The organism is Solimonas sp. SE-A11, from assembly GCF_030345715.1.
Taxonomy (GTDB): Bacteria; Pseudomonadota; Gammaproteobacteria; order Nevskiales; family Nevskiaceae; genus Solimonas_A.
On sequence record NZ_JAUASX010000001.1, the window covers coordinates 698734 to 723118 of the forward strand.

Below are 24385 nucleotides of genomic sequence, written 5' to 3' on the forward strand. Positions count from 1 at the left end.
GGGGAGAGGGGATGCAGGCTTCGCCAGAACCCATCAGTTCTTGCAGTACTGGCGCTTGCCCAGCGAGTGTTCGATGCCTAGGCCAACGCGTGATTCCGGGACTTCGCGGAATACCAGCAGGATGCAGCGTTCCTCGCGCAACTCGAAGTTGGCGTAGTAGGACTGGCCTTCTTCCGGGACGAAACTGATGCCGGTGCTGCAGCTATGCGAGACGTTGTAGCCCTGTGAGGTGAAGCTGCGTTGCAGGCTGATCCGCTGTCCCGCGGGCACCTCGACGTAATTGTCCGGTTGCGCGGAGAGGTTGAACAGCCGGTCGTCGGTGCAGAGAGCCAGGCTTCCCGACTGTGCGATGTTCACACGCGCAGTCTTGGTGCCCGAGGGGGCCACGTAGGTGGGCATGCAGCCCTGCAGGAGCATCACGCCTGCTGCGGCCAGGATGATTCTTCTCATTGCGCTTGTGCTCCTTTCACCTGGGATTCGTATTGCACGAGCACCTTGGCAGTTTCGAAGGTGGCCGAACTGGGATTGTCCTCATAGAGCATGTAGACCTGGCCCAGTGGCTTGCCGGTCACCGGTGAGACGAAGGCGCGGTCCAATGGTCGGTCGATGATGGCGGACAGCAGCGAATCGTAGATGCGAAAGTGAGGCTTGCCTTGTTCCTGCGCCAGTTCCGCGCAGCGGTACAGCAGATACACCGCAACCTTGTCCTGGGTGATGTACCCATTGCCGCCGAAGCCGACGAGGACGAGTTCCCCTGGCCCCTTGCTGTCCCAGAAGCCCCCTGTCCAGCCGAGTAGCGGATTGCTGGCACTGTGATAGCCGGTGGCGCAGCCGGCCAACAGCGAGACCGCCAAGGTTGCGGCCACGATCCTTACTGACATGAATGACCCCGAGAAAGCCGCTCCCCTGCGGCGGCTTTATGCTGCCGCGCCATTGGCATGACGCGCAACGTGAACGGGTTGTCAGGTGTGGTTGCGGCGACTATTCGTCGCTCGCCTCATCATCCAGCGCATACAGCCGCCAGCGTCCCTCCACGCCCTTCAGCCGGTATTCCCCGCGACGGCGGAAGCCGAAGTCCGAACCTGCCAGCAGTGCGCGCAGGGTGCTGGACACCATGATGTCGCCGGGCGAGGCTTCGCCCATCACGCGGGCGCCGATGTGTACGGTCAGGCCGCGCACGCTGGGGCCCACCACCTCGCACTCGCCGGCGTGGACGCCGACGCGGATCTCCAGGTCCAGGGCGCGGGCTTCCTCGCGGATGGCGCGGGCGCAGAGCAGGCTGCGGCCGGGGCTGTCGAAGGTGGCGAAGAAGCCGTCGCCGGCGTTGTCCACCTCGTGCCCGCGGAAGCGGTGCAGCTGCTTGCGCACCATGCGGTGGAAGCGGCTCAGCAGGTCGTGCCAGGCGGCGTCGCCGCGCTCGGTGGCCAGCACGGTGGAGCCGACCAGATCCAGGAACAGCACGGTCACCAGTACGCGGTCGGCATAGACGCGGGAGCGACCGCCGGTGAGGAATTCCTCGACGATACCCAGCACCTCGTCGCCACGGTCGATGGCGAAGAAGGACTCGCTGCCGTCGATCTCCACGCGGCGGCTGCCGGCGATGCGCTCCTCCAGATACTGCGCGTGGGCCGTGGCATCCATGTAGGGATATTCGCGCCGGTGCAGCAGCAGCGTGGGGCAGCGGATCGCCGGCAGGCGGTCGCGCAGGTCCATGTTCAGGAAGTGCCGGGTGTGCGCTTCCACCACGCGCGGGGTGGCGGCGGCACGCTGCAGGCGCGCCACGCCGGCCAGGAAATGGCTGTCGCCAGCGCGCGCCGGGATCAGGGTGGCCGCGAGACTTTCGGTGGCCCAGTGCTTGCGCAGCATGGTGCAGTGCTGCTCGGCGCGTTCCGGCGGCTCGCCCACGGGATGGTCGGGGGCGCGCAGGTAGCGCGCCGTGGCATTGCCCAGGATCAGCGCCGACACGCGCTTGGGGTAACGCGCCGCGAAGGCAATGGCGATGGCGCAGGCCTCGCGCTCGGCGAAGATGGCGGCCTTTTCGGAGCCGGCGGCATCCAGCACGGCCAGCAGGTCCTTGGCCCAGTCGTCGGCGCTGGGCAGGGCCTGGGGTGAGACGGGCGCGGAGGCTCCCATGCCGCGGCGGTCGAACAGGATCAGTCGGGCAAAGTGAGTGATCTGCCGCCAGAAGCGCTCGACTTCCGGCAGGTCCCAGAGCAGGTCCACCTGGGTGGTGATGCCGCCCAGGTGCACGAGGTCGAGCTCGCCCTCGCCCAGGGTCTGCCAGGCGATGTCGTTGCCGTCGCTGTCGGCGTAGAAGGTCTGGGGGGCGGCCACGGGCTCCTCGGCGGGTCTGCTGGCGTCCAGCATAGCGCCGGCTTCACGGGCACGGGGAGAATTGGACTAATACCCGGTTCGGGGATCGTAAAGCCCGGCGTTTTCTGACAGATTCCGCGCCGTTCCATCAACCGGCTCAACCCGATGCGTCGCTCGGCGTCGTCCTCATGCTTCCGTGGCCTCCCGCGCAGGGGCAGCGTGCTGCTCGCCGCCTGCCTGCTGGGCGCCGCCCTGCCGGCCTGGGCGGAGGCGCCCCGTTGCGATGCTGCGACCTGTCCGCCGCTGCAGTTGCAGCTGGAACAGGGCTTCGAGGTTTCGCGCCAGCGCCTGGAGCAGGGGCTGCCAGCCGCCGCTCCCGTCCCGGCGCAGCCGCAGCCAGTGACCCGGCCGCTGCCGCAATCGACGGCTGCCGCGTCGCTGTCGCCCTGGATGATCGGAGTGCTCGCCCTGGCGGCCGGCATGCTGCTGCAGGCACTCGCACAGGGCCTGTTGCGCCGTCGTCGCATGGCGGCAGTCGTGGCCGTGGAGACGGGCATTGTCGAGGCGCCGGTCCCGGTTCGTGCCAGCAGGCTGGAGCCGGATGTTGGCGAGGTGAAGCCGGCGGTGATGTCCATCACCGAACCGCCCCTTGCCGAAGCACGGACAGGCCCGGTGCAGGACGAGACTCAGGCGATCCCGGCGCGCTTCGACCTGGAGCCCCTGGACATCGAGGCGCCGTCGCCCGTCGCCATCGTCGCCGAATCGGAGGTTGCGGACCTTGCTGACGAGGCCCTCCCGGAGCCGGAAAGCCAGGAGATCGCGCTGGTGGCCCTGGCAGAGGCGGACGCTGCGGAGCAGCCCGCCGAAGCATCTCCGAGCGTGGTGGAAGAGCCGCAGGCGGCCCCGCTTTGTTTCGGGCTGGAGCCCCTGGACGTCGAGACGCCGGCTCCGTCCGACGTAGTGTCCGAACCTCAGCTTACGGCGACGCTGGATGACGCGGCCCTGGCTGAACCGATAAACCCGGCACTGACCGGTGAAGCATGGGTGACCGCCGAGGACCCGATGGGTTTGGGGCTGGAGCCCCAGTTCCTGGCCGTGGGCAGCGATGCCATGCCGCCAGCGGAGGCTCTGGCAGATGCGCTGGACGCCGTCATCGCCGCGGTTGCGGAAGAAATCACCGCGCTCGATTTCCCGGAGGATGCAACGCCGGCAGAAGCTGCCCCGGCAGGGGCAATCGCCGACGCTGTTGGCTTGCCCGAGCCGTCGCCCGTCGCTGCTGCCGACGCTCATCGCCTGGAAACGGTTGCGCTGCTCCGCAGGCTGTCGGCCCAGCGTGCGCGCGGCCTGCATCCGGAGGAGCGGCTGGCGTCGGTGTTCCGCCGCATTTCCAGCGGAAGGATGGACGCCGCGGACCGCTCCCTGCGCGAGCTGGAGGCCTTCTGCAGCGAGGACGAGGAAGCCTTCCCGCCCGAGCTGATGACCACCCGCCAGCACATCGTCCGCGGCCGGGGTCATGAGCTGGGCCAGCGCATCGACGCCCTGCGCCTGCGTGCGTCGGACGAGGCCTCCGGACGCCGGCTGGCCGTGGCCGGGGCATTCCTGCGCCGCAGCCGCTTCGACGCCGTGGCCGAGGTGCTCGACGAGCTCGAATCCGACCTCAGCCGGGAGCTGGAAATCCTGTGAACGCCTGGAACGATGGAATCGTGGAACTGGCGCCGGCCGAGATGGAGGCACTGGTGCTGCTGCATCTGCAGCGCCTGTATCCCCTGAACCGGCTGGGTGCCGAGACCCTGTCCCGCCTGCTGCCGGCGATGCACGTCGAGCGCTACCGGGCGGGCACCGTGCTGTATCGCGCCGGCAGCCGTCCGGCGGATGTCTTCTATGTGCTGGAGGGCGCGGTCTGTCTCTACGACAGCAGCCACTCCCTGCCGCAGCTTCGGATCGAGGGGGGCAGCGAGGAGGAGGCGATGCCGCTGCCCTTCGCCACACCGGCCGAGGAACGCGCGATCGTGGACGAGGACGCGCTGGTCCTGCACATCGAGCGCGTGCTGCTCGACCGGGCGATGGTGCGCGATCCGCGCAACAACCCGGCTGCTTCTACCGCAGCCGTCGTCGCGGCTCCGGCGGCGCCCGCCGCGGGCCTGTCGCCGCCGCCGCGTGTGCATCGCGTACTGATCGTGGAACACGACGAGCGCGCCGCCCGTGCCTGCCGTGCCCTGGTCCGGGAACTGGGCCTGCGCCACGACTGGGTGCGCACTGCCGAGGAAGCGGTGGAGGTGCTACGGCTGGAACACTATGGCGCCGTGCTGCTGGATATCGACCTGCCGGCCGGCGACTACTTCGACGTGGTCAAGGAAATACGGGTGCAGCAAGGCGAGGTCGCCAGGCCGCACGTGATCGCCACGACGCAGGCTGCAGTGGCAGGCGCCGACGAGATTCCGGCGCCGGGCATTGACGAACTCGTCTCCCGGCCCATGGCCGCGGAAGCATTGCAGCTGGCACTGGGCCGTGCGGGCCTGCCGCTGCGGATTGCCGAGCTGGGCCTCTTCTAGGGCCTGAGGCCTGGCGCCGCGTTCTAGCGGCCATCCCCGGGCGGCGCATTCGCCGCCGGGCCGCAGGGCCCTGGGCGGACGGGCAAGGGCGGGGCGGGAGGCGCGTGCTAGGCTCGGAAGATTCCCATTCCCGGCCTTTTTGCCATGTCCAAGCCCAGCCTGCTCCGCACTGCCGTCGACCGTGTCCGGCTCCTGCCCAAGCCCCTGTTCAGCCGCGCGGTGACGCGCATGTTCAACTTCCAGGTGCGCTTCGCCGGTACCGCCGGCGTGAAGTTCGAGGAACTCTCGGAGTCGCGCTCGGTCCTGGTACTGCAGAATCGCAAGAAGGTGCAGAACCACATCGGCGGCGTGCATGCGGCGGCGATGGCGTTGCTGGCGGAAACGGCAACCGGTTCAGTATTCGGCATGAACGTGCCCTCCAGTCATTTACTAGTGATCAAGAGCATGAACATCCGCTATGTTCGGCGGGCCCAGGGCGATCTGCGCGCCGTGGCGACGCTCAGTGCCGAGCAGCGCCTGCGCATCCTCAGCGAGCCCAAGGGGGACCTGCTGGTGCCGGTGACGGTCACCGACGAGAGCGGCGAGCAGCCGATCGAGTGCGAGATGATCTGGGCCTGGACGCCGAAGAAGAAGTAGGCGGCATGCCGCCGGCACGCACAAAACAGAACGATTAGAGAGACGAGGAGCCAAGATGAGCGATCACGACAACCGCGTGCGCCTGCGCGACATCGCCAAGGGTGTGGTCGGCACCCTGCCGGACTTCATGACAGTGAACAAGGGCCTGCTGCAGCTGGTGTCGCTGCGGCCCAACTGGCGCGGGTCGATCGGCTCCATCATCGAGAAGCATGCACGCAACAACGGCGGGCGCGTGGCGCTGGCCTTCGAGGATCGCCGCTGGACCTATGCGGAGTTCAACGCCTGGGCCAACCAAGTGGCGGCCCTGCTGCGCGAGAAGGGCGTGCGTCCCGGCGATGCGGTGGCCGTGCTGATGGAGAACCGTGCCGAGGTTCTGGCCTGCGTCGCCGGCATCGTCAAGCTGGGTGCCATCGCCGGCATGCTCAATCACCAGCAGCGTGGCGAGGTGCTGGAGCACAGCATCCGCCTGGCCAAGGCCAAGGTGATCATCGTCGGCGAGGAATGCGTTGGCGCGCTGGAGAGCACCACCTGCGAACCCGGTCGCGACAGCGAGCGCCTGTATCTCTGGGAAGGCGAGGGCAAGGCACCGCGCGGCTATACCGCGATGCGGCCGCTGGTGCGCGACATGCCGGACGACAACCCGCCCGAGACGGCCCAGATCATCCAGAAGCAGCCGGCCTTCTACATCTTCACCTCCGGCACCACCGGCATGCCCAAGGCCTCGGTGATGTCGCACTACCGCTGGCTCAGCGGCATGGCCGGCGTCGGCCAGGGCTCGCTGCGCCTGAAGCCGGAAGACATCTTCTACTGCTGCCTGCCGCTGTATCACAACAATGCGCTCACGGTGAGCTGGGGCGCGGCACTGGGCAGTGGCGCGACACTGGCGCTGAGCCGCAAGTTCAGTGCCTCGCGCTTCTGGGATGAGATCCGAGACTACAACGCCACGGCGTTCTGCTACATCGGCGAGCTGTGCCGCTACCTGCTGAACCGTCCGGCCACCAGCAACGATCGCAACCATCGTGTGCGCGTGTCCATCGGAAACGGCCTGCGCCCGGAGATCTGGGACGAGTTCCAGAGCCGCTTCGGCATCGAGCGCATCTGCGAGTTCTACGGCGCCAGCGAGGGCAACCTGGCGTTCATCAACGGCTTTGGCCTGACCAAGACCGCGGGCTTCTGCCCGATGACCTTCGCCATCGTGGAGTTCGACGCCGACACCGAGCAGCCGCTGCGCGACGCCAAGGGCTACATGAAGAAGGTCGCCTCGGGCGGCATCGGCCTGCTGATCAGCGAGGTCACCGAGCGCCGTCCCTTCGAGGGCTACACCGATCCCAAGGCCAGCGAGGCCAAGCTGTTCCGTGATGTCTTCAAGAAGGGCGACTGCTGGTTCAACACCGGTGACCTGGTACGCGACCAGGGCTACAAGCACATCGCCTTCGTCGACCGCGTGGGCGACACCTTCCGCTGGAAGGGCGAGAACGTGGCCACCACCGAGGTGGAAGGCGCGCTCAACCGCCACCCCGCAGTGGAGCAGGCGGTGGTCTACGGCGTGCAACTGGCGGGATGCGACGGCCGTGCCGGCATGGCGGCGCTGACCTGGAAGGGCGGCAAGCTCGATGGCCCGGGCCTGGCGAAGCATCTCTGCGATACGCTGCCGGCTTACGCCGTGCCGCTGTTCCTGCGCCTGCGCGAGGAGCAGGAGGTCACCGGCACCTTCAAGTACCGCAAGGTGGACCTGAAGAAGCAGGGCTTCGACCCCACCGCCTCCGGCGAGCCGCTTTATGTGCTCTGCGACCGCAGCCGTGGCTACGAGCCGCTGACGCCGGAGCTGTTCCAGCGTATCGGGAGTGGGGCGTTGCGGCTGTAGGGGTTCCGGGACTGGACCGCCGATCCGTTCGTGCTGAGCTGGTCGAAGCATGAACGGATTCCGGCTGAGGCCCGCGGGTTGCCGCTCGCCTGGAGGCGCCTGCTTTTGGTAGCCCACCCCACGGTTGACCATCGCCGACGTGGCGAGAAGACGAGGAGTTCGCCGTGTACTACGCCCTTGCATTCTTGGTCGGTATCCTGCTACCGCTGCAGACGGCCATCAACAGCAACCTGCGCGCGCAACTCGGCGACAGCGTGCTGCTGGCGACGACCATCTCCTTTGCGGTGGGCGCGGTGACCATGGCGTTGCTGGCACTGGCCAGCAGCGAACGCGGCGCATTGCAGGCGCTGCCGCAACTGCAATGGTGGCAGCTCACCGGTGGTTTCCTGGGCGCGGCGATCGTGGCCGGCAGCATCGTGCTGGCGCCGCGTATCGGGCTGGCCGGCATGACGGCATTGATCGTCGGCGGCCAGCTCTGTGCTTCGCTGATGTTCGACCGGCACGGCTTCCTGGGCTTGGCGGAGCGGGCGCTGACGCTACCGCGCGTGGCTGGTGCGAGCCTGGTGCTGCTGGGCGTGCTGCTGGTGAATTACGGAGATCGGCTGCGAGGGTAGGTGATCACTTTCGCGCGCACTCCCTCTCCCGCTGGCGGGAGAGGGAGTCGGTGCAAGGGCGCGTCGGCCCAATCGGACCTCAGCCTTACAACCGGTTCGCATTCTCCAGCAGGATCGCCGCGCCCAGTCCGCCCCCCGCGCAGCTCGATACCACGGCGTAGCGTTTCTTCTCCTGCTGCAGGCGGCGCGCGGCGGTGGTCAGCAGGCGCACGCCGGTGGCGGCGAAGGGGTTGCCCAGGGCCAGGGAGCCGCCCCAGGTATTGAGCTTGTCTTCCGGGATGGCGCCGAAGGCCTGCGACAGGCCGTGATACTCCCGGGCGAATTCGGCGGAGGCCAGGCAGGCCTGGTTGGCGAGGATCTGCGAGGCAAAGGCCTCGTGCAGTTCCCAGACGTCGACATCGTCCATGCCCAGGCCGTTGCGCTGGAGCAGCTTGGGGATAGCCATGGCGGGCCCCAGCAGCATCTCGCTGAAGAGATCGTCCACGCCGGCCAGCACGTAGTCGCGCACCACGGCCTGCGGTTCCAGCTTGAGGCGCCGCGCGGCACCGAGGCTGGACAGCAGCAGGGCGCCGGCGCCGTCGGTCAGGCGCGAGGCGTTGCCGGCGGTGACGATGCCGCTCTCGCGGTCGAATACCGGCTTGAGGCGGGCGAGCTTGTCGGCATTGGTGTCGGCGCGCATGGAATCGTCACGCGTCACCGGCTCGTCGCGGCCCTGCACCTGCACCGGCACGATGTCCTCGGCGTAGCGGCCCTGCTCCCAGGCCTGCACGGCCAAGGCGTGGCTGCGGGCTGTGTAACGGTCGCTGTCGGGCCGGGCCACGCCGAACTTCTTCACCATGGCCTCTGTGCAGGCGCCCATGGTCATCTTGGTGGTGTAGTCGCTGGCCGAGGGCATCTCCGGCAGCAGGTCGCGCGGGCGCAGGGTACCCAGCACGCGCAGGGCGTTCTTGGCGGACGGGTCCTGGTTCAGCTTCATCAGGCCGCGGCGCAGGGCCTGGCGGGCGCGCAGCGGGGGATCGGAGAAGGTCTCGGTGCCGCCGGCGATGGCCAGCTCCGCGCGGCCCAGGGCGATCATGTCGCAGACCGTGCCCACGGCGACGTTGGGCGACAGGCCCGCCATCGACAGCGTAAAGGCCGGGATGGTGCTCGGCAGGCCGGCGCCGAGCATGCACTCGCGCGCGACGTTGGTGGTCTCCACCTCGTGCACCACGGTGCCCATGGCCACCACGTCGACGCGCGCGGCGTCGATGCCGGTCTTCTCCACCAGGCCGGCGATGGCGCGTGCGCCGAGCTCGTAGCTCATCAGCTTGGCGTAGGCGCCGGCAGTCTCCATGAAGGGCGTGCGCGCGCCGCGCAGGATCACCGGCAGGCGGTCGTGGTTCTCGGAAGCAGTGCTCATGGCAGTGGAGTCGGGAAGGAATTGAAGGAACTTTAGCCGGTAAAGCTGCCGGCGAGGTGGACGGAGCCGTCGCGGCCCTGCAGGCGGAACGCGCGGCGGCCATCTGCATCCGGCGCCGCCAGTTGCACCTGCAGGCCCTCGCGGGGCAACGGCAGCGGGCGGATGAAGCGCAGGTCGATGTCGGCGATATGCTGTTCCGCATCGGCCAGCTTTTCCCAGGTGCGCGCCACCATGCCGAAGCCATGCAGGATGCAGCCGCGGAACTTGGAGCGCCGCGCCAGCGGCCAGAAGGTGTGGATGGGGTTGAAGTCGCCGGTCAGCAGGCCGAACTTGAGGCCGTCGTCGGTGCCGACGGACCACTCGCCGATGGTCTGGTATTCCGGCTCCACCCGCGCCGCGGGCTTGGACTTGGCGGCGCCGCGCTTGGGGATGGTGGCGTAGCTGTCCACGATCACCGCCTCGGGCTGCTGCGCCCAGCCGGCGAGGATGCGCGTGTGGATACGCACGCGCTGCGCGTCTTCCGATACGTCTTCGAGATGCCCGCGCAGCAGCAGGTCCTCGCCGCGCGGCAGTGGTGCCTTCAGTTGCAGGCGCAGGCCCTGGTTGAGGATTTCGGTGACGTTGTAGGGCGCCTGGCCGCCAACGCGGGCCAGCATGGAGAAGGCCCAGTGGCTGCAGAAATGCGGCGGCAGGCTGTCGCGGTAGCGTGCCGGCGGCGCTCCCGACCAGGCGGCGTAGTGGTCCACCAGGCGCTGCGAGGGCGCGGCGAAGCGCGCCGTGAGCGTGCGCGGGGTGTCCGGCAGGCGGCTGGGGCGCGTCAACGGGCTCATGGAGCGCAGGGCGACGCCGAAGGAGGTCACCAGCGTAGGGATCTGCTCGCGGGCGAGCGACAGCGGGACATCGGTGCTCATGTGGGGTCCTTAATCAATCAGTCATGCCCAGACCACCGGCTTGCGCTGGGCATACCAGCCGTCCAGCCGCGGTCCATATATGTCCTCGATGATATTGCGCTTGATCTTGAGAGTGGGCGTCAGGAAGCCGTTGTCGATGTTCCACTCCTCCGCAACTACGGTAACGAAGTCCAGTCGTTCGTGGTCGTCCAGGCGGGCGTTGGTCGCTTCCAGGTGCTGGGCCAGGTCGCGGCCCATCTGCGCACGCGCCTGCGGATCGGCTGCGCGCTGGCGTGCTTCCGGTGAGAGCATCAGCAGCGCGCAGGGCTGGCCCTGGTAGGCGCCGCCGGTGACGCAGCAGGCTTCCACGTCGGCGAATTCGGTGAGGCGGTTCTCGATCGGGGCCGGTGCCACGAACTTGCCCTTGGCGGTCTTGAACAGCTCCTTCAGGCGCCCGGTGATGCGCAGGCGGCCCTGCTCGTCGATGGCGCCCTTGTCGCCGGTGCGGATGTAGCCGTCGTCGGTGAACAGCTCGCGGGTCTTCTCCTCATCCAAGTAGTAGCCGAGCGTGTTGCCGGGGCTGCGCACCAGCACTTCGCCCTCACGCGACAGGCGGCATTCCACGTCTTCCATCACCTGGCCGACGTAGCCAACGCGGACCTGCCCGGGCCGGCACATGTGGGTCAGGCCGAAGAACTCGGTCATGCCGTAGCCCTCCAGCAGTTCCAGGCCCAGGGCGCGATACCAGTTCATGGTGCCCTCGGGCAGCGGCGCCGCGCCGCTGCCGGCCATGCGCACCGAGTCCAGGCCCAACTGGCCCAGTACCTTGCGGCGCAGCACACGCCCCAGTACGGGCACGCGCAGCAGGCGACGCAGCCGCGGTTCCGGCAGCTTGCTGCTGACGCCCTGCTGGAACTTCACCCACAGACGCGGGACCGAGATGAAGATAGTGGGGCGTGCGCGGCGCAGGTCGGCGAGGAAGGTGTCGAGCGACTCGCCGAAGAACAGCGGCATGCCGGTGCGGATCGCCGGCATCTGCACCGCGGAGCGTTCGGCGGCATGCGACAGCGGCAGGTAGGACAGCATGCGATCGCTGGCGCTGATGCCGTTGCTGCGCGCGGCCATGTCGCCCATCCAGCCCAGCGTGGCGAAGCTGTGCATCACGCCCTTGGGGCTGCCGGTGGTGCCGGAGGTATACATGATCGTCGCCAGGTCCGGCGCCGGCCGCGTCGGCCGTCCCGGCAGCGGCGCCGTGCGCGCCACGATCTGGTCCCAGGTCGGGAAGTCGTTGGGCGGCGAGTAGGGGAAGGAGATGCGCAGCACGCCCTCGGGAATGCCGCCCAGCATGGTCTCCCAGGCGTCGAGCTTGCCGGCGAACACCGCGCGCGCGCCGCTGTGCTCCAGCACCTGCCGCACGGATTCGGCGGTCAGCGTGGGGTACAGCGGCACGGAGATGTAGCCCGCCATCCAGATCGCGAAGTCCGCCATGATCCAGTGGGCGCAGTTCTTCGACATGATGGCGATGCGCGAGCCGGGCTCGTAGCCCTGCGCCTGCAGCCAGGCGGCGACGCGGCGTGCTTCGCCGACAGCCCGGGCCCAGGTGTATTCGTGCACGCGCCCGCCCACCGGCTGGGTCAGGAAGACCTGCTGCGCGCGGTGCTCCTCCCAGCGCCAGATGCATTGCAGCGGCAGGCAGTGATCGGCGGGCAGGGCGTGTTCGGTGGCTGCGATGGAAATGGTGCTTCTCCTGCGGCAGTGGCGGGCCGCGGCCCGGCCCGGCAATGTAGGGCTGGCCTGGGGCAAAATCTGTCAAGGCTTTGACAGAATCCTCATTACCTCCGCATGCCTGCACCATGACACCCACCGACACTCCGGCCCTGCTGCCCAGCTACTGGTTCCGCGACATGCCCGCGGACCTGGCGATGCGGCTGGAGGCGCTGGCCTCGTCGCGGCTGCTCAAGCCCTCGGAGTATCTCTACCGGGTCGGCGATTCGGCGGAGGGGTTCTACCGGGTGCAGCGCGGCCGCCTGCGGTTGGGCGCCACGCTCGGAGCTCGCGAGTACACCATCGCCCATGTCGGGCCGGGCGACTGGCTGGGAGAAGTGCCGCTGCTCGACGGGCAGCCGCATGGCTCCGACGCCCAGGCCGTGGGCGAGGCCCAGGTGCGGGTGGTGCCGCGCCGCCTGCTGGAGGCGCTGCTCGAGCAGGAGCCGACGCTGTACCGGCACTTCGCCCGGAGGCTGGCTATCGCCATGCGCCTATCGGTGTCCTACTACGGCGATCTGGCCACGCTGCCGCTGCCGGCGCGGCTGGCCAAGCGCCTGCTGGAACTGGCCGCGCAATACGGCGAGACGGAGGGGACGGGTATCCGCATCGACCTGCGCCTGCCGCAGCAGTTGCTGGCCGACATGCTGGTGACCTCGCGCCAGAGCCTCAGCAAGGAGCTCAAGGCCTGGGAAGGCCGAGGCTGGATCGCGATGAAGTACAACACGCTGATCCTGCGCCAGCCCGAAGCGCTGCGTGCGCTGTTGCGCCAGCAGGAACTGCACGCGGGCTGAGGCCTGGCGCTGGCCGCCGGCAATGTTCCGTTGCCGTGGGAGGTTTGCGGGCCACTTTGCAGGGTGGCATTGATGCTGCACTGCAATAGAGCGGCAGATTGACTACCGCGCCATGGCGGGCGCATCCGCAGGCCAAGGTCAGGCGCACGCGCGCACTGCACTCTAGGGCTTCATCATCGACCCGCTGCGACCCATGAAAGTCGGAATCCAGATCAAGCGCGGCCTCAACGTGCCCGCGCCCTACGAACAACTCCTGCCGCTGCTGAAGGACGTGGAGGGCACCATCCGCCGCTTCCCGCGCCTGCGCAAGCTGACCAAGCTGCGCAAGAAGAACAGCTTCCTGTGGGAGATGAAGTCGATCGGCTCGCGCATCGTCAACATCTCGCACGAGGTGAGCTATGCGGCGCAGTACGACATCGACACCGAGAAGGGCGAGATCCGCTGGACCGCGATCCCCAAGCATGGCAACGCCACGCTGGAGGGCCGCTTCCGCCTGAAGGACCTCGGCGGCCAGACGCGCCTGATCGTGGAGATGCAGGGCGAACTGCGCGACGTGCCGGTGCCGCTGATGTACCGCCTGGTGGCGCCGCCCTTCATACAGGGCCGCTTCATCTATCTGGTCGACAACTTCCTGCAGCGCACCGGCGAGGCCATCGTCGGCCGTCCGCTGCCGGCTACCGATCGCGTCTGATTTCTCACCCCACGAATACAACGAAAACATGAGCGCTACCCAGAACCTGATGGGCTTCGGGCTGAAGATCCTCAACCGCCTCGGCGGTTCGGCGATGCTGGACGACCCCAAGACCCGCAAGGCCGCCACGGCCGTGATCCGCGGCGCGACCTCCACCGGCTTTCGCCTGATCGGCACCGTCAGCCGCCAGTTCAAGAGCGCGCCGCGCCCGAACAAGGCGCTGCGCCCCGGCGCTGCCGGTGGCGACCTGTTCGACCTGACTCCCAGCGACGAGCAGCAGATGATCCGCGACACCGTTGCGGGATTTGCCGCCGAGCAGCTCCGCCCGGCCGCGTCCGCCGCCGACACCGCCTGCGCAACGCCCAAGGACGTGCTGGCCGCCGCGGCGGAGCTGGGCATCGGCTCCATGCAGGTGCCGGAATCGCTGGGCGGCGCGGCCGGCACCGAGCGCTCGGTGGTGACCAATGCGCTGATCGCCGAAGCTCTGGCCCACGGCGACCTCGGCATGGCCGTGGCCTGTCTTGCGCCGGTGGGCGTGGCCGTGGCCCTGGCGGAGTGGGGCACGGCGCAGCAGCAGGCCACCTACCTGCCGGCCTTCACCGACGAGAGGGCGCCGGTCTCGACCATCGCCGTGCTGGAGCCACGCCCGCTGTTCGATCCCTTCAAGCTGTCCACCGCGGCCAGGCGCACCGACGCCGGCGGCTACGTGCTGAACGGCGAGAAGTCGCTGGTGCCGATGGCGGCCAGTGCGGAGCTGTTCCTGGTGGCCGCCAGCACCACGCACGGCCCGGCCCTGTTCATCGTCGAGTCCGGCAGCAAGGGCATCAGCATCAGCGCCGAGCCGGCCATGGGCCTGCGCGCCGCAGGTACCGCGCGCGTGCGTTTCGACAACGTGCAGCTCAGCGCCACGGCGCTGCTGGGTGGTGGCGAGGGCGACTTCTCCTACGAGAACTTCGTCGCCCGCAGCCGCCTGGCCTGGTGCGCACTCTCGGTGGGCACGGCGCAGGCGGCGCTGGACTACCTGGTGCCCTACTGCAACGAGCGCGTGGCCTTCGGCGAGCCGATCAGCCACCGCCAGGCCGTGGCCTTCAACATCTCCAATATCGCCATCGAGGCCGAGGGCATGCGCCTGCTGACCTGGCGCGCCGCTGCACTGGCGGCCGCCGGCAAGCCCTTCGTGCAGCAGGCGGCGCTGGCGCGCCGGCTCTGCGCCGACAAGGGCGCGGTGATCGGTGCGGATGCCGTGCAACTGCTGGGCGGACACGGCTTCGTCAAGGAGCATCCGGTGGAGCGCTGGTACCGCGACTTGCGCGCCGTGGGGATCATGGAAGGCGGTTTGCTCCTCTGACGCCACCAGGAACAACACAATGATCAATCTCGAAAACCCCAAGAAGTTCCGCGGCCTGGTGTCCCAGGCGCAACAGGTGGCCCGTGAAATCTTCCGGCCCAACTCGCGCAAGTACGATCTCGCTGAGCACGAGTATCCGAAGGAGCTGGATATCCTCGGCGCGCTGCTCGACGGCATGAACGCCAGCGGTGCCGGCGAGGGTGCCGGTGCGGCCGGCGTGCGCCGCGATGCGGTGCAGGACCAGGGCAACCGCAACAGCAGCAACATGTCCACCGCCCTGGGCACCATGGAGCTGTGCTGGGGCGACGTTGGCTTCCTGCTGACCATGCCGCGCCAGGGCCTGGGCAACTCCGCCATCGCCTCGGTGGCCAATGACGAGCAGCTCAAGCGCTTCGCCGGCCGCTGGGCCGCCATGGCCATCACCGAGCCGCACTGCGGCTCCGACTCCGCCGCCATCCGCACCACGGCGACCAAGGACGGTGACTACTATGTGCTGAATGGCGACAAGATCTACGTCACCAGCGGCGAGCGCGCGGACCTGGTGGTGGTCTGGGCCACGCTGGACAAGAACATCGGCCGGGCCGCCGTGAAGTCCTTCGTGGTGGAAAAGGGGACGCCGGGAATGGAACTGGTCCGCCTGGAGCACAAGCTGGGTATCCGCGCATCGGACACGGCGCAGTTCGCCTTCCGCGACTGCCGCGTGCACAAGGACAACCTGCTGGGCGACCCCGAGATCAACATCGAGAAGGGCTTTGCCGGGGTCATGCAGACCTTTGACAACACCCGCCCCCTGGTGGCGGCCATGGCCGTCGGCCTGGCCCGCGCCTGCCTCGAAGAGACGAGGAAAATCCTCGAAACGGCCGGTATCGTCATTGACTACAACAGGCCGGCGTCCGTCCAGACCGCCGCCGCCGCGCAGCTCATGGCGATGGAGGCCGATTACGAGGCCGCCCGCCTGTTGACGCTGCAGGCAGCGTGGATGGCGGACAACCGGAAGCCGAATTCCCTGCAGGCCTCCATGGCGAAGGCCAAGGCCGGCAGGAGCTGCGTGGATATCGCGCTCAAGTGCGTGGAGCTCTGCGGCAGCCAGGGATACGGCGAGGGTGAGCTGCTGGAGAAGTGGGCGCGCGATTCGAAGATCCTCGACATCTTCGAGGGCACGCAGCAGATCCAGTTGCTGATCATCGCGCGGCGCCTGTTGGGCAAGACATCGGCGGAGCTGAAGTAAGCAGCGCCGTCACGAAGCACTGGGAGGCTCTCCTCGTCGAGTCCTCCTCTTACTGGGCGGGCCGGGTTGACCGGCCCGCCTTTTTTTATTTCCTGCGGTTTGGGCGAGGCTGGCGTGTGACATCACACGCATTTTCCCCTCTCCCGCGAGGGGAGAGGGGCTTGCCCGCCTTACCTACGAACGATCCCGCGCGCTCTGCGCATGCGCCTGCAGGCCTTCCGCATCCGCAATGCGCCCCGCAATCTTCGCCAGCGGCTTCGCGCCTTCCGGCGTGCAGTCGATGAGGCTGCTGCGCTTCTGGAACTCGTAGACGCCAAGGGGATTGGAGAAGCGCGCGGCACGCGAGGTGGGCAGCACGTGGTTGGGGCCGGCGCAGTAGTCGCCAAAGGACTCCGGCGCGTGGCGGCCCAGGAACACGGCACCGGCGTGGCGGATCTGCTTCAGCAGTTCGCGCGGCTCGGCCACCGACAATTCCAGATGTTCGGGGGCGATGCGGTTGGAGACAGCGGCGGCCTCGGCGAGGTCGCGCACGGCAATGAGCGCGCCGCGGTCGCGGATCGAGGTGCGTACGATCCTCTCGCGCGGCAGTTCCTTGACGCGATCCTCCATGGCCTGGGCCACGCGGTCGAGGTAGGCGTGGTCGGGCGAGATCAGGATGGCCTCGGAGTCCTCTCCGTGCTCGGCCTGGGAGAACAGGTCCATGGCGATCCAGCGCGGGTCGGTGAGGCCGTCGCCGATCACCACGATCTCGGAAGGGCCGGCGATGGAGTCGATGCCGACCTGGCCGAAGACGACGCGCTTGGCGGCGGCGACGTAGGCGTTGCCGGGGCCGACGATCTTGTCTACGGCGGGAATGGTCGCGGTGCCGTAGGCCAGCGCGGCCACGGCCTGGGCGCCACCGACGGTGAACACGCGGTCCACGCCGGCCAGGTGCGCGGCGCCCAGCACGGCGTCGTTCAGCTCGCCGCCGGGGGCCGGCACCACCATGATGACTTCGCCCACGCCGGCGACCTTGGCCGGGATGGCGTTCATCAGCACGGACGAGGGATAGGCCGCCTTGCCGCCCGGCACGTAGAGTCCGGCGCGGTCCAGCGGCGTCACCATCTGGCCCATGCGGTTGCCGTGGGCGTCGGTGTACTCGAAGGGCGCGATGCGCTGGTGCTCGGCATAGGCGCGGATGCGCACGGCGGCTTCTTCCAGCGCGGCACGCAGGTCGGCGGGCAGGGCTTCCCAGCCCTGGCGCAGGCGATCCTGGCTGATCTCCAGCTCGACGATGCTGGCGGCGCTGCGCCGGTCGAACTTGTTGGTCAGCTCCAGCACGGCGGCGTCGCCGCGCGCACGCACGTCGGCCACGATCTTCTCGACCGCGGACAGCACGGCGCCGTCCTGCTCCGGCGCGCGGTCCAGCAGCTGGCCCAGCGCGGCATCGAAGCCGGCGTCGCGGGTGTCGAGGCGGTGGATCTGCATCACGGCTTCGACACCTCTTCGATGCGGCGCAGCAGGTCCTGGATCGCGGCGTGCTTCATCTTCATGGCCGCCTTGTTGACCACGATGCGCGAGCTGACCTGGCAGATGATCTCGGTCTCTTCCATGCCGTTGGCTTTCAGCGTCTTGCCGGTGGCGACCAGGTCGACGATCACGTCGGACAGGCCGACCAGCGGCGCCAGCTCCATGGAGCCGTAGAGCTTGATGATCTCCACCTGCTCGCCCTTGGCGGCGAAGTGGCGACGGGCGATCTCGGGGTACTTGGTGGCCACGCGCAGGCGGCGCGTGCCGTTGCCGGGCTGGGCGCCGACGCGGGCGGCGACGCTCAGGCGGCAGCGCGCGATATTGAGGTCCAGCGGCTCGTAGAGCGCGTCGCTGCCGTTCTCCATCAGTACGTCCTTGCCGGTGATACCCATGTCGGCGGCACCGTACTCGACGTAGGTCGGCACGTCGGTGGGACGGATGATCAGGAAGGAGACGTTCTTGTCGCGCGAGGGCACGCGCAGCAGGCGGTCGATGTCGCCGGCCGGCTCCAGGCCGAGCTTGGCCAGCAGCGGCAGCGATTCTTCCAGGATGCGGCCCTTGGAAAGGGCGATGGTGATCTGGGTCATCTTGGTTATTTGATGCGTGTAATGCGGCCGCCCAGCTGGGCGAGCTTGTCCTCGATGCGCTCGTAGCCGCGGTCGAGATGGTAGATGCGGTCGACCACGGACTGGCCCTGGGCGGCCAGCGCGGCCACCACCAGCGCCGCCGAGGCGCGCAGGTCGGTGGCCATCACCGGGGCGCCGGTCAGGGTCTCCTTGCCGGTGACGATCGCGGTGTGGCCCTCCAGCTTGATGCTGGCGCCCATGCGCTGCAGTTCCGCCGCATGCTGGAAGCGGTTCTCGAAGATCGACTCGGTGATGACGCCGGTGCCTTCCGCCAGGCAGTTCAGCGCCATGAACTGCGCCTGCATGTCGGTGGGGAAGCCCGGATGCGGATGGGTGATGATGGTCACCGCGCGCGCGCGGCGGCCCTGCATGTCCACCTCGATGAAGTCCTCGCCGGTACGCACGTAGGCGCCGGCCTGCTGCAGCTTCACCAGCACGGCGTCGAGCAGGCCGGGGTCGGTGTGCGTCACGCGCACGTGGCCTCGGGTCATCGCGGCACCGGCCAGGAAGGTGCCGGTCTCGATGCGGTCCGGCAGGATCGTGTGCTCGGCCGGCTTCAGCTCCTTGACGCCCTGTACCACGATGGTGGTGGTGCCGGCGCCGCGGATCTTGGCGCCCATGGCGATCAGGCAGCGCGCCAGGTCCACCACCTCCGGTTCGCGGGCGGCGTTTTCCAGCACGGTCTCGCCCTCGGCCAGCACGGCCGCCATCATCAGGTTCTCGGTGCCGGTGACGGTCACCGTGTCGAACATGATGCGGGCACCCTTCAATTTCGCGGCCTTGGCGTAAATGAAGCCGCCTTCCACGCGGATCTCCGCGCCCATGGCCTCCAGGCCCATCAGGTGCAGGTTCACCGGGCGCGCGCCGATGGCGCAGCCGCCGGGCAGGGACACCTGGGCCTCGCCACGGCGCGCCACCAGCGGGCCGAGCACGAGGATCGACGCGCGCATGGTCTTGACCAGCTCATAGGGCGCGATGTGCGTGGTGATCGGCCGCGCGTTGACGGTGACGCTGTTGGCGCCCTCCGGCGTGACCTCCACCCCCATCTGCTTGAGCAGCTTGTAGGTGGTCTTGATGTCCTGCAGCGCCGGAACATTGTGAAGCGTCAGCGGCTCGTCGCTGAGCAGCGAGGCGCAGAGGATCGGCAGCGCAGCGTTCTTGGCGCCGGAGGCGCTGACCTCGCCCTTGAGGCAGGCGCCGCCCTCGATCAGCAGCTTGTCCATCAGGCGGCCCTCGTCTTGAGCTGCAGCGCGTGGATCTCGCGGCCCATGCGCTCGCCCAGCGTGGCGTAGACCATGCGGTGCTGTGCCAGCGGCAGCTTGCCGGCGAATTCGGCGCAGATCACGTCGGCCTCGAAGTGGGTGCCGTCCTCACCGCGCACGGTTACCTGGGCACCGGGCAGGCCGGCTTCGATCAGCGCTTTGATTGTTTCTTTGGTCATCATGGGGCGGTCACTTCTTGAGCTTGTAGCCGGTCTTCAGCATCCACATGCACACAGTGGACGCGACCAGCAGGAATCCGAGGCTCCACAGCAGGCTCTGCAGCAGCGGCACGTCGGCCTGCCCGAAGAAGCCATAACGGAAGCCGTCGATCATGTAGAAGAAGGGATTCAGGTGCGAAGCTTGGTACCAGAAGGCCGGCAGCGCGTGCACCGAGTAGAACACGCCGGACAGGAAGCTCAGCGGCGTGATGAAGAAGTTGGTGAACGCGGCAATGTGGTCGAACTTCTGCGAGACGATGCCGGCGATCAGGCCCAGCACTGCCAGGCTCGCGGAGGACACCAGGAACATTGCCAGCAGCGCAAGCGGCGCGTTGATGGGCAGCTGCACGAAGGGGATCGTCACCAGCAGCATCGCCGAGGCCACCAGCGTGGTGCGCACCAGCGCCGCGGTCACGTAGGCGCCGAACCACTCCCAGGGACCCAGCGGTGCCATCTGCAGGAACACCAGGTTGCCCATCACCTTGGACTGGATCAGGGACGAGGAGGTGTTGGCGAAGGCATTCTGGATCACCGTCATCATGATCAGGCCGGGCAGCAGGAACTCGGTGTAGCTCACGCCCGGGTAGACCGAGGCGCGGCCCTGCATGGCCTGCGCGAACACCAGCAGGTAGAGCAGCGCGGTGATAACCGGTGCAGTGACGGTCTGGCCGAGCACCGACCAAAACCTCATGACCTCCTTCTTCAGGAGCGTCTGGAACCCGATCTGGTCCGGGCTCATGCGTCGTCTCCGCCGGTCAGCTCCACGAAGATATCCTCCAGGTCCGGGTCGCGCGTGTGCACGTCCTCGATCACCACGCCGGCCGCGCGCAGGGTTTCCAGCACCGAGGCGATGGGGTGCCTGGCCGTCTCCAGCTTCAGCTCCACCGCGCCGTTGGGCTCGCCGGACACCAGGGCGCGCAGGCTCTCGGGCAGCACCGAGCCGGCCGCCAGCTTCAGCCGCAGGAAGCGGAAGGGGTGGCGGGCCAGCAACTGCTGCGTGGTCTCGATCACCTGCACCTGGCCGTGGTCGAGGATCGCGATACGCTCGCAGAGCTCCTGCGCCTCTTCCAGGTAATGCGTCGTCAGCACCACGGTGGTGCCCTTGCGGTGCAGGTCGGTCATGAAGGCCCAGAGCGTGCGGCGCAGCTCCACGTCCACGCCCGCGGTGGGCTCGTCCAGGATCACCACCGGCGGCTTGTGCACCAGGGCCTGGGCCACCAGCACGCGGCGCTTCATGCCGCCGGAGAGCGCGCGCATCGGCGAGTTGGCCTTGTCGGCCAGGTCCAGGCGCTCCAGCATCTCGTCGATCCAGGGCCAGGACTCCTTGCCGCAGCCGTAGTAGCCGGCCTGGATGCGCAGCATGTCACGCACCTTGAAGAAGGGGTCGAACACCAGCTCCTGCGGCACCACGCCCAGCTTGCGGCGGGCGGCGCGGAAATCCTTGACCGTGTCATGGCCCATGACCGAGATCGAGCCGGCATCGGCGGCGACCAGGCCGGCGATGATGCTGATCAGGGTGGACTTGCCGGCGCCGTTGGGGCCGAGCAGGCCAAAGAATTCCCCTTGGCGGATCGAGAAGTCGATTCCGCGCAGGGCCTGGAGCTTGCCGTAGGACTTGCGGACGCCGGCGATGGCGACCGCGGGCAGGGGAGAGGAGGGCATAGACGCTCATTATACTGTCCACCCCCAAACCTAGGGCCCCGAAACGCTCCATGCCGACGCTGACCGTCGACCAGCTGCACTGTCTCCAGGACAGCCCGGAATGGACCCCGGACGAGGTTTACCTGCTGCTGGCCGTGACCGGCGGGGCCGGCCACTGCCGCCTGCGGGCCTTCACCCTGGCCGGGGCGGACTGGCAGGATCTGGTGCCAGGCAAGCGCCGCGCCGCCCGCCTGCAGGTGGACCCGGACTGGGCGCCGGACAGCCTGGTACTGGCCGCGCTGCTGGAGCGGGACGGTGAACAGGACTTCGGCCCTGGTCATCGCCTGGACCACCTGCTGGACTCCCTGGAGGACGTGCGCCGCCTGTTCACCAGCCTGCAGGACCAGCCCCGGGTCTACCTGGCGGCCCAGTTGCTGGCCGAGATGGACCAGGCCCTCGCCCGGGTGGCCGGCGACGACCTGCCGCTGGGGCCGGCCCAACTGATCGAACCGGCGCCGGGCGAGCCCCTGGACGTCACTTTTGCCGCCCATGGCGGCCACTACCGCTTGAGATTCAGCCTGCGATGAAAACCGCCATCCTGTGGTTTCGCCGCGATCTACGCCTGGCCGACAACCCGGCCCTGCACCTGGCCCTGCGCGAGGCCGAGCGCCTGGTGCCGGTCTATATCTGGGCGCCGGACGAGGAGGACCCCTGGGCGCCCGGTGGGGCCTCCCGCTGGTGGCTGCACCACAGCCTGGCCGACCTGGCCGGGGAGCTGGAGAACCGCGGCTGCCCCCTGGTGATTCGCAGCGGCGACAGCCTCTCCGAACTGCGCAAGCTGGCTCGGGAGACCGGCGCCAGCGGGGTGTACTGGAACCGCCTCTACGAGCCGGCCGTGATTGCCCGCGACAGCCGCATCAAGGAAGCCCTGCGTGCCGACGGCCTGGACGCGGAAAGCGCCAACGCCGCCCTGCTGATCGAGCCCTGGCAGATCAAGACCGGCGGCGGCGACCCCTACCGGGTCTTCACTCCTTACTGGAAGGCTGCCCAGGCCCTGCTGCCGGTTGGCCGCCTGGAGCCGGTGCCCTCCGGGCTCAAACCCGCCAGCCCACGCCCTGCCGGCCTGGCGCTGGACGCCTTGGAACTGCTGCCCACCATCCCCTGGGATACCGGCTTCGGCGAGCGCTGGCAGCCCGGCGCCGGTGGTGCCCGCAAGCGCCTGGAGCACTTCGCCGAGGACGCCGTGCTGGACTACTCCGCCCGGCGCGACCAGCCGGCGCAGGACGCCACCTCCAGCCTGTCGCCGCACCTGCATTTCGGCGACATCGGCCCGCGCCAGGTGTTGCTGCGCATGCAGCGCGCCCTGGCCGATGACCGCGGCAGCGGGCGCATCGCCACCACCGAGCACTTCCTGCGTGAGATCGGCTGGCGCGAGTTTGCCCACCACCTGCTGTTCCACTATCCGAAGACGCCGACGGAACCGTTGTACGACAAGTTCGTCGCCTTCCCCTGGCGCAAGCCGAAGGAATACGCCGCGGATCTGGCCGCCTGGCAGCGCGGCCGCACCGGCGTGCCGATCGTGGACGCCGGCATGCGCGAGCTGTGGGTGACGGGGATCATGCACAACCGCGTGCGCATGATCGTGGCGTCGTTCCTGACCAAGAACCTGCTGATCCCCTGGCAGGAAGGCGCGCGCTGGTTCTGGGACACGCTGGTGGACGCGGACCTGCCCAACAACACCCTGGGCTGGCAGTGGACCGCCGGCTGCGGCGCGGATGCCGCGCCCTATTTTCGCGTGTTCAACCCGGTGCTGCAGTCGCAGAAGTTCGACCCGCAGGGCGAGTACCTGCGCCGCTGGCTGCCGGAACTGGCCGCGCTGCCCACGGACCGTCTGCACATGCCGGGTGCACACCGGCCGGCGATCGTGGACCTGGCGGAGTCGCGGCAGCGGGCGCTGGATGCGTATGCGAAGGCCAAGAGCGCGTGAGCGACGCGCCGCAGACGGTGTCCGGTACGATCCTGCGCCTGCGGTGCCAGGGTTGCGGCGCGGTGTTCCCGCACTTCCAGTTTTCAGGCGAGCGCGAGACCGAATCCGGTGGGCTGTTCTCCGCCAGCAGCGGCCAGGCGGATGAAGTCTTCATCGCCGAGGCGATGGCGGACGAGTGGAAGGATTTCGACGGAGCCGGCGCCACGCGGGCGGAACAGCGGCTGGCGCTTGAGTTGGGGCGCGGTGACCTGCGTGTGATCCGCCTGCTGCGGATCGAGTCGGCGCTGACGGCGGGGCAGGGCATGAGCTTTGCCGATTTCAAGAAGAGCTATCGGCCGCCGGTGATGGTGTATTCCTGTGCGGCTTGCGAGGCGGGGCGGAGTCGGGTGGTGGGCGAGTGCTCCTTGGATGACTTTGCGAATGCTGGTGGGTGTATTCGCTACTCGGAGCGTTTGGCGCCGCGTTGATTCATGATGGTGGGCACGCTGCGCTTAGTCCACCCTACGCTTGCTATGCCCACTGCATACATGGATTTACCATGACGAAGCCATACTCTGATTTTGATCTTAGTAATGCTCTTAGTAGCTATTTGGAGCCATTGTTTCGGGATTCCGGGAGATTACAAGGAATCTTTGTTCTCAGGGCAAGTGGATATTCGCGATGAGAGTACCCTGCTTAAGTTCGTAGCAGACTCAGTACAGCATCCTGAATCCTCTGTGCAATATCCTGATCCGATGATTTTGAAACGCGCATTTTCCTATCTCATTGACGCTGCTGAGGTGGCGGAGCGCCTTGAAGAGAGAGGTGGAGATAAGCTACTTGGCCAATATGCCGCCAGACTTCAGCATTGGGAGATTCCTGAGAGGGTGGATTTGCTCTTTGTCAGCAAGGCGATATGGCGCGCCATAGATCCGGGAGAGCAGCGACCGTAGATACTGTTATTCCGATCAAGCCCCGTGGAGTGCTGGATCGAAGGTTTTGCCGGATTGCAGTACACCGTAGGCGACATGGGCAAGCTTTCGCATCATGGCGCCGATGATCAGCTTGGG

The 24385-nt window shown here is 68.1% G+C and carries 25 protein-coding genes and 1 pseudogene; 13 read left to right on the forward strand and 13 right to left on the reverse strand.

Features of this window, described 5'->3' with window-relative positions:
• Positions 1-33: 33 nt before the first annotated feature.
• From QT386_RS03395 to QT386_RS23320, 3 genes are all read right to left on the reverse strand, one after another.
• On the reverse strand, positions 34-450 hold the full coding sequence (locus QT386_RS03395; RefSeq protein ID WP_289272331.1) for a hypothetical protein: 417 nt from the start codon (positions 448-450) through the stop codon (positions 34-36).
• Positions 447-866: a hypothetical protein gene (locus tag QT386_RS03400; protein ID WP_289272332.1), complete on the reverse strand. Its 420-nt coding sequence runs from the start codon at positions 864-866 to the stop codon at positions 447-449. Before QT386_RS03400 ends, QT386_RS03395 begins: the two co-directional genes overlap by 4 nt.
• Positions 867-981: 115 nt before the next feature.
• Positions 982-2334, reverse strand: coding sequence for an adenylate/guanylate cyclase domain-containing protein (locus QT386_RS23320; protein ID WP_289272333.1), 1353 nt, complete (start codon positions 2332-2334; stop codon positions 982-984).
• A gap of 144 nt (positions 2335-2478) precedes the next feature.
• Here QT386_RS23320 and QT386_RS03410 point away from each other — a divergent pair, with 144 nt between their 5' ends.
• The 5 genes from QT386_RS03410 (at position 2479) to QT386_RS03430 (ending at position 7979) form a co-directional block, all read left to right on the forward strand.
• Positions 2479-3996: a hypothetical protein gene (locus QT386_RS03410; RefSeq protein WP_289272334.1), complete on the forward strand. Its 1518-nt coding sequence runs from the start codon at positions 2479-2481 to the stop codon at positions 3994-3996.
• Positions 3993-4865, forward strand: coding sequence for a response regulator (locus QT386_RS23325; protein ID WP_289272335.1), 873 nt, complete (start codon positions 3993-3995; stop codon positions 4863-4865). The genes QT386_RS03410 and QT386_RS23325 overlap by 4 nt, the downstream gene beginning before the upstream one ends.
• Before the next feature lie 144 nt (positions 4866-5009).
• A complete protein-coding gene (locus QT386_RS03420; protein ID WP_289272336.1) occupies positions 5010-5501 on the forward strand; it encodes a DUF4442 domain-containing protein in 492 nt (163 codons plus the stop codon).
• Positions 5502-5556: 55 nt separating this feature from the next.
• Positions 5557-7365, forward strand: a complete 1809-nt coding sequence (locus QT386_RS03425; RefSeq protein ID WP_289272337.1) for a long-chain-acyl-CoA synthetase — start codon at positions 5557-5559, stop codon at positions 7363-7365.
• 164 nt (positions 7366-7529) lie between these two features.
• Entirely contained in the window at positions 7530-7979 is a 450-nt protein-coding gene (locus tag QT386_RS03430; protein WP_289272338.1) for a DMT family transporter, read from the forward strand.
• Positions 7980-8064: 85 nt separating this feature from the next.
• Here QT386_RS03430 and QT386_RS03435 read toward each other — a convergent pair whose 3' ends face one another.
• From QT386_RS03435 to QT386_RS03445, 3 genes are read right to left on the reverse strand one after another with little or no spacing between them, the layout of a single operon-like run.
• The gene (locus QT386_RS03435) at positions 8065-9378 is read right to left on the reverse strand and encodes a thiolase family protein (protein ID WP_289272339.1); all 1314 of its coding nucleotides are present in this window, start codon (positions 9376-9378) and stop codon (positions 8065-8067) included.
• Positions 9379-9410: 32 nt separating this feature from the next.
• A complete protein-coding gene (locus QT386_RS03440; RefSeq protein ID WP_289272340.1) occupies positions 9411-10289 on the reverse strand; it encodes a MaoC/PaaZ C-terminal domain-containing protein in 879 nt (292 codons plus the stop codon).
• A 21-nt stretch (positions 10290-10310) separates the two neighbouring features.
• On the reverse strand, positions 10311-12050 hold the full coding sequence (locus QT386_RS03445) for an AMP-binding protein (protein WP_289272341.1): 1740 nt from the start codon (positions 12048-12050) through the stop codon (positions 10311-10313).
• Positions 12051-12121: 71 nt separating this feature from the next.
• Here QT386_RS03445 and QT386_RS03450 point away from each other — a divergent pair, with 71 nt between their 5' ends.
• From QT386_RS03450 to QT386_RS03465, 4 genes are all read left to right on the forward strand, one after another.
• Entirely contained in the window at positions 12122-12826 is a 705-nt protein-coding gene (locus QT386_RS03450) for a Crp/Fnr family transcriptional regulator (RefSeq protein WP_289272342.1), read from the forward strand.
• 193 nt (positions 12827-13019) lie between these two features.
• Entirely contained in the window at positions 13020-13517 is a 498-nt protein-coding gene (locus tag QT386_RS03455; RefSeq protein ID WP_289272343.1) for a hypothetical protein, read from the forward strand.
• Between the two features lie 49 nt (positions 13518-13566).
• Positions 13567-14865: an acyl-CoA dehydrogenase family protein gene (locus tag QT386_RS03460; protein WP_367401381.1), complete on the forward strand. Its 1299-nt coding sequence runs from the start codon at positions 13567-13569 to the stop codon at positions 14863-14865.
• A gap of 19 nt (positions 14866-14884) precedes the next feature.
• Positions 14885-16093, forward strand: a complete 1209-nt coding sequence (locus QT386_RS03465) for an acyl-CoA dehydrogenase family protein (RefSeq protein ID WP_289272345.1) — start codon at positions 14885-14887, stop codon at positions 16091-16093.
• A 174-nt stretch (positions 16094-16267) separates the two neighbouring features.
• Here the strand turns inward: QT386_RS03465 and hisD are convergent, their stop codons facing one another.
• From hisD to QT386_RS03495, 6 genes are read right to left on the reverse strand one after another with little or no spacing between them, the layout of a single operon-like run.
• Positions 16268-17563 (reverse strand): histidinol dehydrogenase, encoded by a 1296-nt coding sequence (hisD, locus tag QT386_RS03470; RefSeq protein WP_289272346.1) that lies wholly within the window; start codon positions 17561-17563, stop codon positions 16268-16270.
• Positions 17560-18189 carry an ATP phosphoribosyltransferase gene (gene hisG / locus QT386_RS03475; RefSeq protein WP_289272347.1) on the reverse strand — a complete coding sequence of 210 codons (630 nt, stop codon included), beginning with the start codon at positions 18187-18189 and terminating at the stop codon, positions 17560-17562. Before hisG ends, hisD begins: the two co-directional genes overlap by 4 nt.
• A 5-nt stretch (positions 18190-18194) precedes the next feature.
• Positions 18195-19451 carry a UDP-N-acetylglucosamine 1-carboxyvinyltransferase gene (murA, locus tag QT386_RS03480; RefSeq protein WP_289272348.1) on the reverse strand — a complete coding sequence of 419 codons (1257 nt, stop codon included), beginning with the start codon at positions 19449-19451 and terminating at the stop codon, positions 18195-18197.
• The gene (locus tag QT386_RS03485; RefSeq protein WP_104230270.1) at positions 19451-19669 is read right to left on the reverse strand and encodes a BolA family protein; all 219 of its coding nucleotides are present in this window, start codon (positions 19667-19669) and stop codon (positions 19451-19453) included. The genes murA and QT386_RS03485 overlap by 1 nt, the downstream gene beginning before the upstream one ends.
• Before the next feature lie 10 nt (positions 19670-19679).
• Positions 19680-20447, reverse strand: a complete 768-nt coding sequence (locus QT386_RS03490) for an ABC transporter permease (protein ID WP_289272349.1) — start codon at positions 20445-20447, stop codon at positions 19680-19682.
• Positions 20444-21370 carry an ABC transporter ATP-binding protein gene (locus QT386_RS03495; protein WP_289272350.1) on the reverse strand — a complete coding sequence of 309 codons (927 nt, stop codon included), beginning with the start codon at positions 21368-21370 and terminating at the stop codon, positions 20444-20446. Before QT386_RS03495 ends, QT386_RS03490 begins: the two co-directional genes overlap by 4 nt.
• A gap of 50 nt (positions 21371-21420) precedes the next feature.
• Between QT386_RS03495 and QT386_RS03500 the strand changes: the two genes are divergently transcribed.
• The 4 genes from QT386_RS03500 to QT386_RS03515 all read left to right on the forward strand — a co-directional run bounded on the left by QT386_RS03500 (position 21421) and on the right by QT386_RS03515 (position 24268).
• Positions 21421-21936, forward strand: coding sequence for a hypothetical protein (locus QT386_RS03500; RefSeq protein ID WP_289272351.1), 516 nt, complete (start codon positions 21421-21423; stop codon positions 21934-21936).
• Positions 21933-23336, forward strand: a complete 1404-nt coding sequence (locus QT386_RS03505; RefSeq protein ID WP_289272352.1) for a deoxyribodipyrimidine photo-lyase — start codon at positions 21933-21935, stop codon at positions 23334-23336. The genes QT386_RS03500 and QT386_RS03505 overlap by 4 nt, the downstream gene beginning before the upstream one ends.
• Complete coding sequence (locus QT386_RS03510) at positions 23333-23803, forward strand: hypothetical protein (RefSeq protein ID WP_289272353.1); 471 nt, start codon at positions 23333-23335, stop codon at positions 23801-23803. Before QT386_RS03505 ends, QT386_RS03510 begins: the two co-directional genes overlap by 4 nt.
• A 105-nt stretch (positions 23804-23908) precedes the next feature.
• Entirely contained in the window at positions 23909-24268 is a 360-nt protein-coding gene (locus QT386_RS03515) for a hypothetical protein (protein ID WP_289272354.1), read from the forward strand.
• Between the two features lie 15 nt (positions 24269-24283).
• Here the strand turns inward: QT386_RS03515 and QT386_RS23330 are convergent.
• Positions 24284-24385 (reverse strand): annotated as a pseudogene (locus QT386_RS23330) (IS110 family transposase); the annotation flags it as partial.

Coding starts and splice junctions, on each gene's coding strand:
- murA (WP_289272348.1), bottom strand. CDS start 19,451: ATGGACAAGCTGCTGATCGAGGGCGGCGCCTGCCTCAAGGGCGAGGTC.
- QT386_RS03465 (WP_289272345.1), top strand. CDS start 14,885: ATGATCAATCTCGAAAACCCCAAGAAGTTCCGCGGCCTGGTGTCCCAG.
- QT386_RS03505 (WP_289272352.1), top strand. CDS start 21,933: ATGAAAACCGCCATCCTGTGGTTTCGCCGCGATCTACGCCTGGCCGAC.
- QT386_RS03420 (WP_289272336.1), top strand. CDS start 5,010: ATGTCCAAGCCCAGCCTGCTCCGCACTGCCGTCGACCGTGTCCGGCTC.
- QT386_RS03485 (WP_104230270.1), bottom strand. CDS start 19,669: ATGACCAAAGAAACAATCAAAGCGCTGATCGAAGCCGGCCTGCCCGGT.
- QT386_RS03395 (WP_289272331.1), bottom strand. CDS start 450: ATGAGAAGAATCATCCTGGCCGCAGCAGGCGTGATGCTCCTGCAGGGC.
- QT386_RS03450 (WP_289272342.1), top strand. CDS start 12,122: ATGACACCCACCGACACTCCGGCCCTGCTGCCCAGCTACTGGTTCCGC.
- QT386_RS03460 (WP_367401381.1), top strand. CDS start 13,567: ATGGGCTTCGGGCTGAAGATCCTCAACCGCCTCGGCGGTTCGGCGATG.
- QT386_RS03500 (WP_289272351.1), top strand. CDS start 21,421: ATGCCGACGCTGACCGTCGACCAGCTGCACTGTCTCCAGGACAGCCCG.
- QT386_RS03490 (WP_289272349.1), bottom strand. CDS start 20,447: ATGAGCCCGGACCAGATCGGGTTCCAGACGCTCCTGAAGAAGGAGGTC.
- QT386_RS03515 (WP_289272354.1), top strand. CDS start 23,909: ATGCTCTTAGTAGCTATTTGGAGCCATTGTTTCGGGATTCCGGGAGAT.
- QT386_RS03410 (WP_289272334.1), top strand. CDS start 2,479: ATGCGTCGCTCGGCGTCGTCCTCATGCTTCCGTGGCCTCCCGCGCAGG.
- QT386_RS03435 (WP_289272339.1), bottom strand. CDS start 9,378: ATGAGCACTGCTTCCGAGAACCACGACCGCCTGCCGGTGATCCTGCGC.
- QT386_RS03495 (WP_289272350.1), bottom strand. CDS start 21,370: ATGCCCTCCTCTCCCCTGCCCGCGGTCGCCATCGCCGGCGTCCGCAAG.
- QT386_RS03455 (WP_289272343.1), top strand. CDS start 13,020: ATGAAAGTCGGAATCCAGATCAAGCGCGGCCTCAACGTGCCCGCGCCC.
- QT386_RS03440 (WP_289272340.1), bottom strand. CDS start 10,289: ATGAGCACCGATGTCCCGCTGTCGCTCGCCCGCGAGCAGATCCCTACG.
- QT386_RS03425 (WP_289272337.1), top strand. CDS start 5,557: ATGAGCGATCACGACAACCGCGTGCGCCTGCGCGACATCGCCAAGGGT.
- hisG (WP_289272347.1), bottom strand. CDS start 18,189: ATGACCCAGATCACCATCGCCCTTTCCAAGGGCCGCATCCTGGAAGAA.